Annotated in this window: 13 protein-coding genes; 5 read left to right on the top strand and 8 right to left on the bottom strand. The window is 61.3% G+C overall.

The window, feature by feature from the left end; genetic code table 11:
* Positions 1-251: 251 nt before the first annotated feature.
* Positions 252-791: a MarR family transcriptional regulator gene (locus U5A65_RS10080; RefSeq protein ID WP_321946164.1), complete on the bottom strand. Its 540-nt coding sequence runs from the start codon at positions 789-791 to the stop codon at positions 252-254.
* A gap of 210 nt (positions 792-1001) precedes the next feature.
* Between U5A65_RS10080 and U5A65_RS10075 the strand changes: the two genes are divergently transcribed.
* Both U5A65_RS10075 and U5A65_RS10070 read left to right on the top strand, forming a co-directional pair.
* Positions 1002-3959, top strand: a complete 2958-nt coding sequence (locus U5A65_RS10075; RefSeq protein ID WP_321909656.1) for a molybdopterin-dependent oxidoreductase — start codon at positions 1002-1004, stop codon at positions 3957-3959.
* Entirely contained in the window at positions 3956-4801 is an 846-nt protein-coding gene (locus U5A65_RS10070; RefSeq protein WP_321946162.1) for a 4Fe-4S dicluster domain-containing protein, read from the top strand. Before U5A65_RS10075 ends, U5A65_RS10070 begins: the two co-directional genes overlap by 4 nt.
* 75 nt (positions 4802-4876) lie before the next feature.
* On the opposite strand, the gene U5A65_RS10065 is transcribed toward U5A65_RS10070, so the two are convergent.
* On the bottom strand, positions 4877-5869 hold the full coding sequence (locus U5A65_RS10065; RefSeq protein WP_321909660.1) for an ABC transporter substrate-binding protein: 993 nt from the start codon (positions 5867-5869) through the stop codon (positions 4877-4879).
* Between the two features lie 264 nt (positions 5870-6133).
* Here U5A65_RS10065 and U5A65_RS10060 point away from each other — a divergent pair, with 264 nt between their 5' ends.
* Positions 6134-7879, top strand: a complete 1746-nt coding sequence (locus tag U5A65_RS10060; RefSeq protein WP_321946161.1) for an FAD-dependent oxidoreductase — start codon at positions 6134-6136, stop codon at positions 7877-7879.
* A gap of 15 nt (positions 7880-7894) precedes the next feature.
* On the opposite strand, the gene wrbA is transcribed toward U5A65_RS10060, so the two are convergent.
* From wrbA to U5A65_RS10035, 5 genes are all read right to left on the bottom strand, one after another.
* Positions 7895-8494, bottom strand: coding sequence for an NAD(P)H:quinone oxidoreductase (gene wrbA, locus U5A65_RS10055; RefSeq protein WP_321909662.1), 600 nt, complete (start codon positions 8492-8494; stop codon positions 7895-7897).
* A gap of 124 nt (positions 8495-8618) precedes the next feature.
* On the bottom strand, positions 8619-9332 hold the full coding sequence (locus U5A65_RS10050) for a pirin family protein (RefSeq protein WP_321946159.1): 714 nt from the start codon (positions 9330-9332) through the stop codon (positions 8619-8621).
* A 282-nt stretch (positions 9333-9614) separates the two neighbouring features.
* Entirely contained in the window at positions 9615-10037 is a 423-nt protein-coding gene (locus U5A65_RS10045; RefSeq protein ID WP_321909664.1) for a MarR family transcriptional regulator, read from the bottom strand.
* A 342-nt stretch (positions 10038-10379) separates the two neighbouring features.
* The gene (locus tag U5A65_RS10040) at positions 10380-11828 is read right to left on the bottom strand and encodes a DHA2 family efflux MFS transporter permease subunit (RefSeq protein WP_321946157.1); all 1449 of its coding nucleotides are present in this window, start codon (positions 11826-11828) and stop codon (positions 10380-10382) included.
* 71 nt (positions 11829-11899) lie between these two features.
* Positions 11900-12505, bottom strand: coding sequence for an FMN-dependent NADH-azoreductase (locus tag U5A65_RS10035; RefSeq protein ID WP_321909666.1), 606 nt, complete (start codon positions 12503-12505; stop codon positions 11900-11902).
* Positions 12506-12635: 130 nt separating this feature from the next.
* On the opposite strand from U5A65_RS10035, the gene U5A65_RS10030 reads away from it, so the two are divergent.
* Both U5A65_RS10030 and U5A65_RS10025 read left to right on the top strand, forming a co-directional pair.
* Complete coding sequence (locus tag U5A65_RS10030) at positions 12636-13559, top strand: LysR family transcriptional regulator (protein WP_321934163.1); 924 nt, start codon at positions 12636-12638, stop codon at positions 13557-13559.
* Between the two features lie 130 nt (positions 13560-13689).
* Entirely contained in the window at positions 13690-14988 is a 1299-nt protein-coding gene (locus U5A65_RS10025; protein ID WP_321946155.1) for a TAXI family TRAP transporter solute-binding subunit, read from the top strand.
* Positions 14989-15056: 68 nt separating this feature from the next.
* Here U5A65_RS10025 and U5A65_RS10020 read toward each other — a convergent pair whose 3' ends face one another.
* On the bottom strand, positions 15057-16688 hold the full coding sequence (locus U5A65_RS10020) for an AMP-binding protein (protein ID WP_321946153.1): 1632 nt from the start codon (positions 16686-16688) through the stop codon (positions 15057-15059).
* Positions 16689-16732: the final 44 nt, after the last annotated feature.

Genomic DNA, 16732 nt, shown 5'->3' with positions numbered 1-16732 from the left:
GCGATGGTCGAGTTCTGGCTCGCCCCGACCTCGATGGACGCGGTTCACGTGGTCGAATTCCGGAACCGGCGCGCGAAGTGTCAATGCTATGTGTGTGTCGAAGCCAGCCGGGCAGCGGGCCCCGCGGCCCTGTTCTTCTTTCGCCACACGGACGGACTTTGGCATATCCTCCCGCCAGGGCGGGAGCGCCCCAGCATGCGGGTGGCCTGAACGCAGCCTGGGCGGCTTGCCGCCGCCCTACCCGCCGCCAGCTAGTCGACGATGGAGTCGCCCTGGGAAATCTGGGTCAGATTGGCTTCTATCTGGCGCATGACTTTCCAGAAAATGTGAAGGTCGTTCGGCGCGATGCCCTCGAACGAACCTGAAACCATCGCCGTAATTTCTGGCAGCAGTTCGTCGACGAGACGTTGCCCCTCCTCCTGCAGACTGACGTAATACTTTCTCCGGTCCTTCGGGTCGCGCGTGCGTCGCACGAGATTGCGCTTTTCCATGCTGTCTAGCGCCGGCACCGCGGTGGTCGAGGCAATGCCTACCCGCTTGCTGAGTTCCAGCTGGTTCATTTCGCCACGCTCGGCAAGCACGCGCAGATAGAGCCAGTGCGCAACCGAAATACCCTCCCTGTCCAGCACCTTTTGCGCCTGGCTGTCGTAAAGCCGGTATAGCGTGCGTGCCATCCACGGAACGGTTCTGCCGCGCACATCGACCGCGACTGAACGCGACGTCGCGCCCTGTTCATCGAGCCCCTCCAGCTCCAGGGCTTCCCTGACTGCATTCGAACTCAGCTTTGACATAAGCCACTCCTCAACATGGGGCCGCGGAAAGATCGGTCATGCCTTCGGTGCAGGGAATTCCCTGGAGCCCTTGACTTTGCCCGTCCCGGAACACATCATTCGATATCAATCTATCTCAATTTGGATGATCTCTCAAGGGATAATCCAGATTGTCACCGGCGGTGATATCCCACGTCACAGCGCCTGGTTCAATTCAGGATCGAGACTGGCATGCAACGACAACTCCTTGTGCTCATACTCTGGCTCATGCCATTCGCCCTTCGCATGGCCGCGCGGCGGTTTCCCAGCGTGCGCAAGCACCTGGGCGCCGGGCGATGGGTCATACAATTGCGGCTGCGGGACAACAGCCTCGCGCGGCAGCTCCATTTCAAGGACGGCACCCTGTCTGCCAGCTGGGGACCGTACGCCGCGCCGGACGCCGAACTCGTGTTCATGGACGTCGCGACTGCCCGCCGCATGCTCGCGCCAACGACCGACCATGCGTTCCTGATCGACGCCCTGAAGAACTTCAAGATCACCCAGGGCGGCAGCGACGAGGCGCTGGTCTGGTTTGGCCAGCTCGTCAACACGATGAAGACGGCCTCGTGGCGCAAGGGCACGCCGATGAAGGACGGCACGACCCGCTATGTCACGCTGACCAACGGCGGCCCCGTATTTGTTTACGTGAAGGACGACAAGATCATCCGGACGACCCCGATCGATCTTGTGGAGGAGGACGGACCGAGCTGGACCATTCGCGCGCGCGGGCGCCAATTTTCGCCCGCCCGGCGCGGCACGGTCAGCCCGCACGCGCTTTCGCTCAAGTCGCTCGTCTACTCCGACAAGCGCATCCTTTACCCGATGAAGCGTGTCGACTTCGACCCCAACGGCGAGCGCAACATCCAGAATCGCGGCATCTCCGGTTACGAGCGGATCAGTTGGGACGAAGCGCTCGATATCGTCGCCGGTGAAATCCGCCGCATGAAGCAGCAATACGGTCCCGGCGCCATCGCCATGGCGACCGGCGCGCACCATCAGTGGGGGAACATCAACTACTACCTGAGCGCAATGCAGCGCTTCGGCAACCTGATCGGCTACACGCGCGTGGAAATGAGCCCGATCAGTTGGGAAGGCTGGTATTGGGGTGCCATGCACCACTATGGCAACAGCTTGCGCCTCGGTACGCCGAGCTTTTACGGCACCGCCGTGGATTGCCTCGAAAACGCCGAACTCATCGTGTTCTGGTCGAGCGATCCCGAGTCGACCAATGGGGTCTACGCCGGCTTCGAAGGCACGGAGCGCCGCCTGTGGGCAAAGCAGCTCGGCGTCGAGTTCGTCCACATCGACCCGTACCTCACGCAATCGGCCCAGCTGCTTGGCGGAAAGTGGCTTCCCATCCGTCCCGGCACCGACTCGGCTTTTGCGATCGCCATCATGCACGAGTGGATGGTGAACGATACCTATGATAAGGAGTACGTTGCGAACCGCACCACGGGCTTCGACGAGTGGCGCGCCTACGTGCTCGGCGAAGAGGATGGCATACCCAAGACCCCCGAATGGCAGGAAGCCGAAACCGGCATTCCGGCAAAGGACGTGCGCAGTCTCGCCCAATTGTGGGCGTCGAAGAAAACTTACCTCGCAGCGGGTGGCCTGGGCGCGGGCTTCGGCGGCGCCTGCCGCACGGAAACCGGCGCCCAGTGGGCGCGCAACGTCGTCATGATGATGGCCATGCAAGGCTGGGGGAAACCAGGCATCAACTTCGGCAATCTGCAGATCGGCGCACCGCAGGACCTGAACTTCTACTTCCCAGGCTACGCCGAGGGCGGAATTTCCGGCGATCTGAACTACACGGCGAGTGCGGCGCACAACTATTGCCGCATGCCGCACATCATCACGATCAACCCCGTCAAGCAGTCTGTCCCCCGTCAGCGCCTTGCCGAAGCCATTACGGAAGGCAAAGCGGATGGCTACCTGTGGGACGGATTTTCGATCGAAGGGCAATTTGCCTACTACTCGTATCCGCGGCCGGGCTATTCGCCCATTCATATGCTGTACCGCTACGGCTCGTCTTCGTTCGGCACGGTCCCCGGATCGAACCGGATGATCGACGCGTACCGCCACTCGTCGCTCGAATTTGTCGTCAACCAGTCAATCTGGATGGAGAACGAAGCGCAGTTCGCCGACATCATCCTGCCCGCGTGCACGGCGCTCGAACGCGACGACATCTCCGAGTGGGGCAATTGCGGCGGTTATATCCAGCACGCGCAGAGCCAGATCAATCACCGGATGATGATCATGCAGCACAAGTGCATCGAGCCGCTGGGCGAATCCCGCTCGGACTACCAGATCTTTCTGGATATCGCCTTGCGGCTCGGTTATGGCGGCATGTACTCCGAAGGCGGCGGGTCTGAGCTTACGTGGTGCGAGCGCATGTTCAACTCGACCGACCTGCCAAAGCAGACAACCTGGAAGAAGTTCCTCAAGAAGGGCTATCACATCGTGCCGCCGCCTGCCGACGACGATCGTCCGCCCGTGGACATGCGCTGGTTCGCCGAAGGCCGCACGAAGGATCTGCCGGAAGCGAATCCGCTGCCCGGCGTCTATTCGAACACGTTCGGCGAAGGACTGCCCACGCAGTCCGGCAAGTTCGAGTTCGTGCCCTCCAGCCTGCGACGTATCGAAGCGATCGATCCCGTGCGTCCGGCCGTCAACCGGTACATCAATCGCGACAGCGCGATCAAGCACCCGTATCCGCTCCAACTCGTGACCAATCATCCGGTCTACAGCTTCCATACCCACGCGGACGGAAAGAACAGCCATATCAGCACGATCAACGAGCACCGGCTCAACGTGGGCGGCTATCGTTACTGGGTACTCCGAATGAGCGTAAAGGATGCCGCCGCACGCGGGCTGCACTCCGGCGATCTCGTACGCGTGCACAACGCGCAGGCCTCGGTCATCTGCGCGCTGGACGTTTCGGAGCTGATCAAGGATGGCGTTGCGCGCGGAAACGAATCGTGCGCCGAACTCGATCTGATCAAGACTGCGGTCGGCATGGTCGACCGCGGAGGTTGTCTGAACCTGCTCACGCCGGGACGGAAAATGAGCACGACCGCAGACGGAATCATGCCCAACACTTGCTGGGTGGAGGTGGAAAAATGGGACGCGACACTGGAGAACGCAGCATGAGCAACTGGGCACTGGTTATCGACGTTTCGCTTTGCATCAACTGCCGCAACTGCGTCATCGCCACGAAAGACGAATACAGCGGCAACGCCTTTCCCGGCTATTCGGCACCGCACCCGCCCGAGGGGCTAGAGACGATACGTGTCGAACGGCATGTGCGGGGAGAAGGCGCGCTCGTCGACGTCACGTATATCCCGAAGGCCTGCAATCATTGCGACAACGCGCCTTGCGTGAAGGCCGCACCGGACGGCGCGATCTACAAGCGCCCGGACGGGATCGTCATGATCGATCCGGAGAAAGCGCGCGGCAGGCGCGATCTGGTGAAAAGCTGCCCGTACGGCATGATCGAATGGAACGAACAGGAACAGGTGCCGCAAAACTGGAACTTCGACGCCCACCTGCTCGACGCCGGATGGAAGGAGCCGCGCTGCGCCCAGGCCTGCCCCACCAAGGCCATTCGCGCGCTGAACGTACCGGAGCCCGAACTCGAGAAGATCGTGAAAGACGACAACCTCACGGTCATTCACCCGGAGTTCGGCACGAAGCCACGCGTCTTCTACCGCCATCTTGAGGACGCGCTGAGCCATCTCGTGGCGGGCAATGTGTGCGAAACCATGGAAGACGGACGCCCGCGCAATCTGGCAGGTGTCGAAGTGGTGCTGCGTGACTCCGCGAGCGGCGAGGAGCGCACGACGCGAACCGATCATTTCGGCGACTTTCGCTTTTCCGGCTTGAATGCGATGACCTCGACGGTCGAAGTGCGCGTGCGCAAGGACGGTCAGGAGAAGGTCATCGCAACGCGGGAGCGCACGGGCAGCGTCAACCTCGGCACCCTGTTGTATTGATCGTTTGTGCGGGGGCGCCTTTGGGCGCGCCCGCCTGCCGCGTTCGAGAACGGACAAGCGGGCGCATTTCAGCGCTCAAATAGCGAAGCTTTCGAGCGTGGCTGGATGAAACAGCTCGCGGGCTTCAAGGCGGCGGCTCGACAGACCCTCTGCATGATGGCGTTCCAGGAAGCGGTTGATGACGTGCTCGTTCTTCGCGAAACCGTACGACCAGAAGTCCTCGCCCATCAGCTTGCGCGCCGCTCGAAGCTGGTCCTCCACGAAGGGCAACGTAATTTTCGTTGCCGACGTGTCGCTCAGGCGCGTTAGCGCGAGCGCCTTCGACTTCTCGAACGCCTTCATCAGCGCGCCGGGCAGCCACGGATGACGCTCCGCGAGCGTCTTGCGCACGCCCAGCGTGTGCATGATCGGGAACAGGCCAGTACGCGTGTACCAGTCGGCGGCTGTCTTGTGCGGATCGTCGAACAGGTACTTCACCTGAGGATGCCCGCGGTCGAAGCACGACGGCGCACGCGGGCCGATCACGGCATCGATTGCTCCATCGGCCAGCAGTTCCGAAATTGTTTTCCCGGTGGGCGCCGTTTCGAGCCTGATATCGTCTGGCAACTGCAGCGTAATCTTCTCGACTCTCGACGCGTCCTCATAGCCGCCGCGCACCCACGTCACGTCCGACGCCTTGACGCCGTAATCTTCCTCGAGAAACAGGCGCACCCAGACGTTGGCGGTGAGCTGGTACTCGGGCACGCCGATACGCTTGCCCTTGAGATCTTCGGGACGCTCGATTCCGCGGTCCGCGCGCACGTAGATGGACGTGTGTCGAAACGCACGCGACGGAAAGACCGGCACGGCAATGTACGGCGACGTACCCGCAGCGGTTTTCACCGAGTAGCTGCTGAGCGAAAGTTCGCAGACGTCGTAGTCTGCATGCCGGAATGCGCGGAAGAATATTTCTTCGGGATCCTGAAGCATGAAAACTGGATCGACGCCCTCGATCTGTACATCACCATCCACCAGTGGGCGAATCCGGTCGTAGTTTCCTACGGCAACGGATAACTGAAGCTTGCTCATTGCCTCTCCTCAATACCTCGAAAATTTCACATGACTCGGAACCGGAAAGGCCGCACCTCGGCACATTCGATTTATATCGAATGATCCTAAATGGGATTGATGTTGTCAAGATCAGTATGTCCTCATGTGGGGCGCTGGCCGGCCTCCCAGGAGAATCCCTGAGTTCCTTGACATCCACAGCACTCCAGCCCATCATTCCGTTTAAATTCATCCCACTTGCGATCATTCTATATAGAATGATTAGGAAGAACAGAGGCACACGCCATGAGCACTGATATGACGAAAGATTGGGACCTGGAAGTCGATGTCATCATTCTGGGAGCGGGCGCAGGTGGTCTTTCGGCGGCGATCGTCGCGAAGCATGAAGGGCTCGAGCCGCTCGTACTCGAAAAGACGGACCAGGTCGGAGGCACCTCCGCCTGGTCGGTCGGCATGATGTGGTTTGTGGACAGCGCGCCCATGCAGCGCGCGGGCTTCAAGGATTCCTTCGATAAAGCGCGCCGATACTTTGCCGCCACGGTCGGCAACAGCGTGGGCAACCCGCTTCAGGAAAGCTACATCACGCAGGGCCGGGTTGCCTTGGACTACCTCGTGCGGCATTCCGAGCTGAAGGTGGCGGCAGTCGACTATCCGGACTATTACCCCGAGTCCGATGGCGGCATGTTCGGACGCGCCCATGCCCCGCTGGATTTCGACGGCCGCAAACTCGGCGCGCACTTCAAGGATTTACGCGCTCCGCTCCGCGCGTTCGCACCCTTTGGCGGCATGATGCTCGACCTCGTGGACTTGAACCACTTCCTTGCCCTCACGCGCTCGTTCAAGTCGTTCTCCCACGTCGCAAAGCGCTTCCTGCGCTATGGCATGGACCGCCTGAGCTATCACCGCGGCACACGACTCGTTGGTGGCAACGCGCTCGTTGCACGCCTCTACAAAACGGTTCTCGATGAACAGATTCCACTTTGGCTGCGCGCCCACGCAACGCGACTCATCACCGCGAATGGCGCCGTAATCGGCGCCGAAGTCACGCGCGACGGCCGCCTGTTGCGCGTGCGTTCACGCCGCGGTGTGGTGATCGCAACCGGGGGCTATAGCGGAAGCGCCGCCATGCGGCGCGAGCATTCGCGTCAGCCAACGGTGGAACTTGGACTGGGCTTGCCGAGCAACATCGGTGAAGGCATTCGGCTAGCCCTTTCCGTGGGCGGCCGGCTCGATCACAATGCGCTCGACACCGGCTACTACGTGCCGGTCTCCGTTTTCAGGAATGGCAACAACGAGACATTGTGGGGCCATTTCATGCTCGATCGGCCCAAGCCCGGTTTCATTGCCGTCAATAAGGAAGGCAAGCGCTTTACGAACGAAGCGGCCTCGTACCACGCATTCACGCAAGGCATGTTCGACGCCGGCGCGATTCCCGCATTTCTTGTCGCCGATGCAGCCGCCGTGAAAAAGTACGGCATTGGCGTCATTCTTCCGGGCATGTCGCTGCGCCGCTATGAACGGGCAGGCTATCTGCATAGCGGCAACACGCTCGCGGAACTCGCCGCCAAAATCAGCATCGACGCCGATGGCCTCGCACGCAGCGTGCTTCGAAATAATCACTTCGCGCAAACCGGTGTCGACGAAGATTTCGGCAAGGGCGCCTCTGCCTACAACATCTACAAAGGCGACCCGGCCCATGCGCCGAACCCGTGCATCGGGCCAATCGCGCAGGGACCGTTCTATGCCGTCAAGCTGATGCCGGGCGACTTCGGTACGAGCCGCGGCCTCGTCACAGGGCCGAGCGGCGAAGTCCTGGATCACAACAACCAGCCGATTCCCGGCATCTTCGCGTGTGGCAACGACATGAACTCGCCGGTTGGCGGCCACTACATTGGAGCGGGAATTACACTCGGCCCGGCGCTCACGTTCGGCTACCTGGCCGCCATGGCGCTAGCAAAGCGTGATCCGTCACGGGCCACGCTTGCGAGCAAACCCACTTCGCGGGCAGCCCAGAATATCGGTCAGGGCTGACACGCAGGCGGCCGGTTAGCCAAACACCTTGTTCGCCACCTTCGCAATCAATTCGCCCTGGTGGCGTGCGCCATCCAGGTCGATTTTGCTCGGCTGCCGCTGGCCCTGTCCGCCCGCAATCGTCGTCGCGCCGTAGGGGGAACCGCCTGCGATCTCGTCCAGCGTCATCTGAGCTTGATAGCTGTACGGCAACCCGACGACGACCATGCCGAAGTGCAACAGGTTGGCGATGACCGAAAAGAGCGTGGCCTCCTGCCCGCCGTGCTGGGTGGCCGTCGACGTGAAAGCGCCGCCGACCTTGCCATTGAGCGCTCCGCTCATCCACAGGCCGCCGGCCTGGTCGAGAAACGCCGCCATCTGCGACGACATGCGTCCGAAACGGGTCGGCGTTCCGATGACGATGGCATCGTAATTGGCGAGTTCCGCAACAGTCGCGACCGGCGCCTGCTGGTCCAGCTTGAAATGGGCGCCTGCGGCGACTTCCTGCGGCACGGTTTCGGGCACACGCTTGACGTCGGCGGTTGCACCCGCGGCGCGGGCGCCTTCTGCAACGGCCTCTGCCATGGCTTCGACGTGCCCATAGGAGGAGTAGTACAGCACCAGAACTTTCGACATAACAGGCTCCTTTCAACACATACCGGCAGCGCCGGGATCAGGAGGTTTGTGACGCCTGGAGTGACTTGTCACCCAACTGCGCAACTGCGAATGCACGGCAATCGGTAAGCGCCACGCGCCTCGACTAGAAAGAGGAACTCCCGCTAGTTTCCACCAACACGAGTTCGGAGTCTTCGAGAGCGGCTATCTCGCTTGCCGCCACGTTCGTAATTGCCACGCCGTCTAGCGGGCCTACCCTCTCGCCGTCGATTTCGATACAGCCCGACGCCACGACGAGATACGCGCAACCTTCTACGAGGAAGCCCTGCCTGACACGCTCGCCTGCCTTGAGCGTAGCGCCGGAGAGGCGCGCGTCGGCGCGAATGGGAAGCGCGCCTTCATCTTCGGCAAAGCCGCTGGCGAGCACGACGAAACGACCGGAGCGATCGCTCTTCGGAAACGCCCGGGTATCCCAGCGCGGTTCGCCACCCGCCTTGCGCGGCAACAGCCACACTTGATAGAGCTTGAGCGGGACATCGCCCTGGTTGTACTCGGCGTGCCGTATGCCTGTACCCGTGCTCATGACCTGCACGTCGCCAGCGCGAATCGTCCCTTCGGAACCAATGGTGTCGCGATGCCCAAGAACGCCCTCGCGGACGTAAGTGACGATCTCCATGTCCCGGTGCCCATGCATCGGGAAACCGCCGCCAACCGCAATCTCGTCATCGTTCCACACGATCAGAGGCCCCAACGCCGCATGCGCTGAATTGCCTCCGGCATTCACAGCGAAATGGTATTTGGCGCGCAACCAGCCATAATCGGCCCCGTCGAGCGCGGCCCAACGTCTATGTACAAGCATTTCCGCTTCCTTCAGTAAATTGAAGCTGCCGACCGTCGTGAACGACGGCTCAGCCACGGATCAATGCTATATCGGCAAACATGGGCGCGAAATGTCCGGGCACACAAAGCAACGTTGCCTGCAGTAGAACGATGGCGAACGCCGGGGAAGCATGCTTACCACGCAAATCAATCAGGCATCCGAAATAATATATTCGCTCGGCATTCGGGAGCCCCCCGGCAGACCCGGCTTCGCCGAAGTTGAGGTCCGCCGTGATCCTTCTCGCTACCGCTGACGCACGGATCAGTCGACGACCGTTTCGCCCTGCGCCATCTGGAAAAGATTCGCTTCGATCTGGTGCACGACCTTCCAGAACACTTTCATGTCTCTCTGCGAAATGCCGTCGAGTGACGCCGAAATCATTTCAGTGAGTTCGGGAAGCAATTCGTCGACCAGGCGTTTGCCTTCGGGCTGCAGCCTGATGAAATGCTTTCGCCGGTCGTTGGGATCGCGCACTCTTTGCACGAGACCGCGCTTTTCCAGATTGTCGAGCGCCGGAACCGCGGTCGTCGACGCAATGCCAACGCGCTTGCTCAGTTCAAGCTGATTCACCTCGCCGCGCTCGGCCAGCACGCGAAGGTAGTACCAGTAAGCGATAGGCAGCCCTTCCCGGTCGAGGATCTTTTGCGCCTTTGCGTCATAGAGCCGGTGAACCGTTCGCGCCATCCACGGAACGGTCCTGCCTCGATCGTCGAACACATCCGATGACCGTTCTGCCGGCGCCTCAGCAGGCGCTGGAGCAGCCTTGGCGGCTTTCACTGCGGACGAATTTGTCTTGGCCATTCACTTGTTCCTCGGCGCGTGGTCGAGCCAGCGGCCAGAGATCCGGGCGGCGCAAGACGCGTGACAGTTGCGCAGGCCGGCCAATTCCAGAGGTCGCTGATCTCGACTTTCTCACCACATATTATTCGATATGGGTCGAATTCGCCTGGAACTATCTCGTTGAAAACGATCCATTGTCACACGAAATCATACAACACTCTTTCGCGAGACCGGAATCCGCGCGGATCAGGAGCCGACAATGCTGGAAGCCTCCTCTTGCGCCTGGCCTTGCGTGCGCGTGCGCACGAGCGCGCCGGCCAGCGCAGCGGCAAATAACGCCGCAATGGCCCCCACCAGAAACGCCAGGTGATACCCGCCGTTAAGCGCGGCAGCGGCATCGGCTCCCGCCGTGGCCAGTTCATCGGTGCGTGCCGCCGCAAGGCTCGCGAGGATCGCCAGACCCAGTGCCCCGCCCATCATGAACGACGTGTTCACCACCCCCGATGCGAGGCCCGACTCGTCTGGCGCGACATCGCTCATGGCGGCCAGCAGCACGGGGTTGAAGGCCACGCCTGCCCCCAGGCCCATCAGCACCATGCCTGGCAACACGTCCAGCGCATAGCTGCCCCCAACCGGCGCACGCGCGAACAGCGCGAGGCCGGCCGCCGCCAGCAGCAAGCCGAGCGTGAGCGGCGCGCGAATGCCGAAGCGCATGACCAGTCTTGCCGAAAGACCGAGCGAGAACGCCGCCATGATGACGTTGGCCGGCAGGAAGGCCAGCCCCACCTGCATGGCGTTGTAGTTCAGCAAGCGCTGCATGTAGAGCGCCGAGATGAAGAACCACGCGAACAGCGCCGCCGCCCACAGCACGCCCACCACATTCGCCGTGGCCACGTTGCGCAGCGCGAACATGTGTAGCGGCATGAGCGGATGCGACACACGCGATTCGATGACGAGAAATGCGATCAGGAGCGCGATGGCAATTCCCAGCTGGACGAGCGTTTGCGCGGACGTCCAGCCAGCTTCGTTGCCATGCACGACGGCGTACACCGCCAGCATGAGCGACGCGGTCACGGCGATCGCGCCCGCCACATCCAGCCGGGCGCGATCCGCGAGGGGCTTGCCTGCCGGCAGCAGCGCCACGCAGCCGGCATACACCGCCACGCCAATCGGCAAGTTGACGAGGAAGATCCAGTGCCAGTTCAGCGCGCTCGTCAAGACGCCGCCCAGCAACACGCCGATGCTGCCGCCGCCGCCGCCCACGAACCCGTAAATGCCCATCGCCTTTGCGCGGTCCGCCGGCGAGGTGAACAAACTCATGATGAGCGAGAGCGACACGGCCGAGACCACTGCGCCGCCCAGGCCTTGAACCGCACGCGCCGCGATCAGCAGCGCTTGCGAATTCGCGAGCCCACAGGCCGCCGAAGCCAGCGTGAAAACCGTGATACCGAGCAGGAACAGGTGCCGATGACCGAACAGGTCGCCAAGCCGCCCGCCTAGCAGCAGAAAGCCGCCGAAGGTCAGCATATAGGCATTGACGACCCACACGAGGGAGGTCTCGGTGAACCTCAGATCCGCGCGGATGGACGGCAGTGCAACGTTCACGATGGTCGTGTCCAGCACGATCATCAGCACGCCGAGGCACAGCACCATGAGGGCAAGCCAGCGTTTGCGTTCGTCGATTCCATGCGTCATGTCACGGCCCCTGGAAATGACGGTCATCATACGCTCCGGTCAAATGCAATCGGTGAACGGCCGGCGTTAGCTCACGCCGCAAGAGCAGCGGTTTCCTTCCTCGCCGAATCCATCGCCCCGTTGCGCGCCACGTCACCCATCGCCACACCCTCCGCACGAATGAACGTGATATCCGTGATGCCCAGAAATCCGAAAGCCACCTTTAAATAGCTTTCCTGATGATCGAACGCAGCAGCGGGCGACCCATCGCTGTAAATGCCGCCGCGCGACGAGGCGATGACGAGTTTCTTGCCGCCGCACAGTCCGACCGGTCCCTGGTCTCCATAGCGGAACGTCTGCCCGGCAACGGAGATCCGGTCGATCCAGGCCTTCAGCTGAGAAGGCACGCCGAGGTTGTACATGGGTGCGCCGATCACCACTAGATCGGCGGCGAGGAACGCCTCGAGCGCGGCCTGGCCCATGGCGACGTCGAACTTCACCGCGTCATCGACCGGCGCGCCTTGCGCGGCCGCGAGGTGGGCCGCCGTAAGATGGCCGATCGGCGTGGCGGCCAGGTCGAGGCGCGTGACAGTCAAGTCAGGATGAATAGTGCGCAACGTCGCGACGACATTCGCCGACAGCTCGCGGCTGACCGAACCTTGACCGAGGATGCTGGAATCTACGTGTAGCAGCTTCATGAAATTTTCCTTGAGACGTTGGGGTGCCGCTCACGCGGGCAATCAACACGAATCCCAAGTATGGGATCGAAAAAAGCTCTACACTAGCCGGCAGAATCGGATTGCATTCGTCCATTTATGGAGCAATGGCATGCTCGACCTGAATGACCTCGCGTTGTTCGTGGAAGTGGTTCGCGCGGGCAGCTTTTCCGAGGCGGCGCGGCGCCTGCGCATGCCGGCCAATACGCTGAGCCGGCGCATCGACCAGCTCGAAGGACAACTAAGTACTCGTTTGCTGCATCGTTCGACGCGCAAGCTCACGCTCAGTACGGAAGGTCAAACGCTGTTCGAGCGCTATGCGCCGGCGATCGATCAAATTCTCGAAATCGGGCGGTTCCATGGAAATGAGCAAACGCCCTCCGGCTCGGTTCGCGTCACGGCTATGGCCGGCCTGTTCGAGATCTTCCGCATTGAATGGCTGGCCGAGTTCTACGCGCGCTATCCGAACATCAGCATTGAGTTCCTGCTGGACGATACGCCGTCCGACCTGGTCGCCGAGCGTATCGACCTGGCCTTGCGCATGGGCATCGAGACGGGAACCGGCTTCAGGGTGCGCAGGCTGGCGCCCGGTGAAATGATCCTCGCGGCAAGTCCGGCCTATCTCGCACGGCGCGCTGCGCCGCGTACGCTGCGTGAACTCGCCGAACACGACTGCCTGACGATATCGAATCGCCAGGGTCGCAACAGCTGGCGCCTGGAGGGTCCGCGCGGCATTCAGGACGTGTCGATCAAAAGCCGGTTCGCAGTCAACGACATGCGAGTGCTGACGCAGGCGTGTGTCGCCGGTCTTGGTATTGCGCAACTGCCGCAGTTGATCGTCGACTCGATCATTGCAGAGGGGAAACTGGTGCGCGTGCTGCCGACCTGGCGGCGATCGAGCAGCGAACTCGGCCTGCAACTCGTGTACACGAGCCGCCCGCCCGTGCCGCCCGCGGTAGCGGTCTTCGCCGAATATCTTGTGGAGAAACTCGGCGATGCGATGTCACTGCCCTCACACAGCCGTGCGAGCCGATAACATTGGTATCGTAAGTCTGTTTACCATTGCGGGTCGGGGTGCGCCGCGATCCTGTTAGCGATAAAACCCGAAGGGGTCGAGAACGATGCCGAGACACAATCCAACACTGCACCGCAGTCAGAAAGCGCCCATGACCCGGGCGCGGCGACGCCTCTTTTTCATCGGCGTGGTCGTTCTGCTAGCAGCGTTTGGCTGGCTCCTGGCGATCATCGTCCAACCGGCGTTTCAGCGCACCATCGTCATGACGAGTGGCGCGGACGGCGGCATCTATCGTGGATTTGCGGATCGCTATGCGCCCATCCTGAAGCGCGCGGGTATCAAGCTCGTTATTCGCAGTTCCTCGGGCTCGGTGGAAAATTATGAGCGTTTGAGGGACCCGAATAGCGCCTACGAAGTCGGCTTCATTCAGTCGGGCACCACCAGCCCGAAGGAAACCGACAATCTGCAGACGATCGCGGCCGTCTCGTACGAACCGATCTGGGTGTTCTATCGCGGCGACGCCACGGTCGACCGGCTGTCACAACTGCGCGGAAAGAAGATTTCGATGGGCGTGCCCGGCAGTGGCCTGCTCAACGTTGCGCAGGGATTGCTCGGCTATAGCGGCATCACGAGCCAGAACTCCGCACTGCTGCAAATGGACGCGCTTGCCGCTTATCAGGGGCTCGAAAGCGGCCAGATCGACGCGGCTTTTTTCATCGGCAGACCCGACGCCGACATGCAGAAGACATTGCTGAACAGCAACCTGAAGTTGATGAGTTTCGCGCAGGCCGATGCACTGGCACAGAAGTTCCCATCGCTTTCGAAGATCGTCTTGCCGCGCGCGTCGGCGAGTGTCGCCGACGATCTGCCGCGCAGCGACGTGACACTGCTCGCGGCAACCGCACTGCTCGTATCGAAAGACACGATGCATCCGGCTCTCGTCTATCTGCTGCTCGACGCGGCCCACGCCGTTCACGGCGGCGAGGATTATTTCACACCGCTCGGCACGTTTCCCAATCTGAAAACGGAAGAATTTCCAATCTCAGACGAAAGCGCGCGCTACTTCAAGTCCGGACAGCCGTTCCTGTACCGCTATCTGCCGTTCTGGCTTGCGAGTCTGATTGAGCGGCGGCTGTTGATCCTCGTGCCGTTCGCCGCGCTTCTCATCGGTTTGATTCAGGCATTACCACGCCTCATCGAAGCACGGATGAAAAAGCGCTTCATCGTCTGGTATCGCGAGATCAAGGCACTGGAAGACGAGGTGTGGAACAGCCGCGAGCCAACCCATTCACAAATCGCACAATGGCGTGACGAGATTGAAAACATCGACGCGAATGCGAGCCAGATACGGATTCCGTATCGCTATTTTCAGGACGTCTACGCGCTCAAGCAGGCAATTGGTGTCGTGCGGGACAGAATCGCTGATGCTGCGCAGCGAGCGAAGGCATAGCGATCTCTGTCGTTCGTCTGAGCGTCACATCGGCCGCGCGCACGCGCCGTTTTCAGCCTGCGTATCGGCTAACGCAGCGCCCTTCGTAAAATCTTACCCACCGTCGACTTGGGGAGAGCTTGCCTGAACTCGAACTGGCGCGGCACCTTGTAGCTCGTTAGATTCTCGCGACACCACGTTTGCAGCGCGTCGGCAGTCAATCGCGAGTTCCGGGCGACGACGAACACTTTCAAGGCTTCACCGGTCTTCGCGTCCTGCACGCCGATACACGCGCACTCGCTAACGTCGGGATGGCTCGCGACCACTTTCTCGATCTCGTTAGGATAGACATTGAAGCCGGACACGAGAACCAAGTCCTTCTTCCGGTCTACGATGGTGACATAGCCTTGCGCGTCCATTACCGCGATGTCGCCGGTGCGAACGAAACCGTCTGGCGTAAAGGACGATTGGGTTTCTTCCGCGCGGTTCCAGTATCCACCCATCACCTGCGGGCCCTTCACGACGATTTCGCCGGGCGTCCCAGCCTTCACTTCATGCCCCTCGTCGTCGAGCAATTTCACTTCGGTAGACGACACAGGTACCCCGACTGTTTGCTCGCGACCGGTCACGCCAACCGGCGTCATGCAGACGGTAGGCGACGCCTCAGTCAGCCCGTATCCGCCTGAAAGCGCACACCCGGTCAACTTGCGCCATTTTTCCGCAACGATCGGCTGGACGGCTGCGCCCGCGCCACACGTATACGCGAGGCCTTCGAAATCGAGTCTTCCAAAAGGCTCGAAATCCATCAACGCGTTGAACAGCGTGTTGACACCTACGAAAAACGAAAAGCGATGCTTACGCCACTGCTCGACAAGGGTAGAAAGATCGCGCGGGTCGGGAATGAGAACGTTCTTCCAGCCACGCGCAGCCGAGAGCAGACAGTTACCGGTCAACGCCATGATGTGATACATCGGCAGCACGGTCACGACGCAAACGTCCGCGCCATCCAATGCGGGCCGCAGCCACGCCGACAACTGCAGAACATTCGCCATGGCGTTCCGGTGAGTCAACACTGCGGCTTTGGGATTTCCCGTTGTCCCGCCTGTGTACTGAAGAAATGCAATGGCATCGGGTGACACCGGCGACTGCGGCCTCGATCGATGACGTCCAGCTTCGAGCGCTGCGATGAAGGTCGTTTGCGCCGCCTCTGCATTTCCGTGCGTTCGCGGCGGAGCGCTTCGCAGGGACGGGAGCTTGGCAAGCTCATCTGCCGTCGCCAGAATCAATCGGCAATTCAACTCGCTTGCTGCCGCACGGGCCACCGCTTCCGCGCCCTCCCACGCGATGAGGATCGTCGCTCCGCTGTCTTCCAGGTGAAAACGAACTTCCCGCTCGGTGTAGTGCGGATTCAGGTTGACCACAACCATGCCCGCGCTGAGCACTCCGAATAGCGCCAGGGAATATTGCGCAACATTGGGCATCATGAGCGCGACGCGGCTGCCACGCGGCAGACGTTCGATGACCTGCAGGTAGGCTGCGAACGCTTCGCTCAACTCGGCCATCGTGGCGAAATCGAGTTCGACATCTGCGCAACATAGTGCTGTTCGGGCCGGATATGCCGCGGCCGTTCTGGTCAGGAAATCCGCTATCGATCCGTAGTCCTCAAGTTCGATATCGGCAGGCACACCGATTGGGTACTGCTCAAGCCATTTCCGTTGCACGCTCGCCTCCTTCTCATGTTCCGTGATCTGTGCCGATTCAGTGT

It is taken from the genome of Paraburkholderia sp. J10-1 (assembly GCF_905220165.1).
Classification (GTDB): domain Bacteria; phylum Pseudomonadota; class Gammaproteobacteria; order Burkholderiales; family Burkholderiaceae; genus Paraburkholderia.
Note: the sequence above shows the minus strand (reverse complement) of the source record. Positions and strands in the feature narration are given on the sequence as shown.

Excerpts from the sequence above, each read along its gene's own strand:
- U5A65_RS10080 (WP_321946164.1), bottom strand. The coding sequence starts at position 791 with ATGTCAAAGCTGAGTTCGAATGCAGTCAGGGAAGCCCTGGAGCTGGAG.
- U5A65_RS10075 (WP_321909656.1), top strand. The coding sequence starts at position 1,002 with ATGCAACGACAACTCCTTGTGCTCATACTCTGGCTCATGCCATTCGCC.
- U5A65_RS10070 (WP_321946162.1), top strand. The coding sequence starts at position 3,956 with ATGAGCAACTGGGCACTGGTTATCGACGTTTCGCTTTGCATCAACTGC.
- U5A65_RS10065 (WP_321909660.1), bottom strand. The coding sequence starts at position 5,869 with ATGAGCAAGCTTCAGTTATCCGTTGCCGTAGGAAACTACGACCGGATT.
- U5A65_RS10060 (WP_321946161.1), top strand. The coding sequence starts at position 6,134 with ATGAGCACTGATATGACGAAAGATTGGGACCTGGAAGTCGATGTCATC.
- wrbA (WP_321909662.1), bottom strand. The coding sequence starts at position 8,494 with ATGTCGAAAGTTCTGGTGCTGTACTACTCCTCCTATGGGCACGTCGAA.
- U5A65_RS10050 (WP_321946159.1), bottom strand. The coding sequence starts at position 9,332 with ATGCTTGTACATAGACGTTGGGCCGCGCTCGACGGGGCCGATTATGGC.
- U5A65_RS10045 (WP_321909664.1), bottom strand. The coding sequence starts at position 10,037 with ATGGCGCGAACGGTTCACCGGCTCTATGACGCAAAGGCGCAAAAGATC.
- U5A65_RS10040 (WP_321946157.1), bottom strand. The coding sequence starts at position 11,828 with ATGACGCATGGAATCGACGAACGCAAACGCTGGCTTGCCCTCATGGTG.
- U5A65_RS10035 (WP_321909666.1), bottom strand. The coding sequence starts at position 12,505 with ATGAAGCTGCTACACGTAGATTCCAGCATCCTCGGTCAAGGTTCGGTC.
- U5A65_RS10030 (WP_321934163.1), top strand. The coding sequence starts at position 12,636 with ATGCTCGACCTGAATGACCTCGCGTTGTTCGTGGAAGTGGTTCGCGCG.
- U5A65_RS10025 (WP_321946155.1), top strand. The coding sequence starts at position 13,690 with ATGACCCGGGCGCGGCGACGCCTCTTTTTCATCGGCGTGGTCGTTCTG.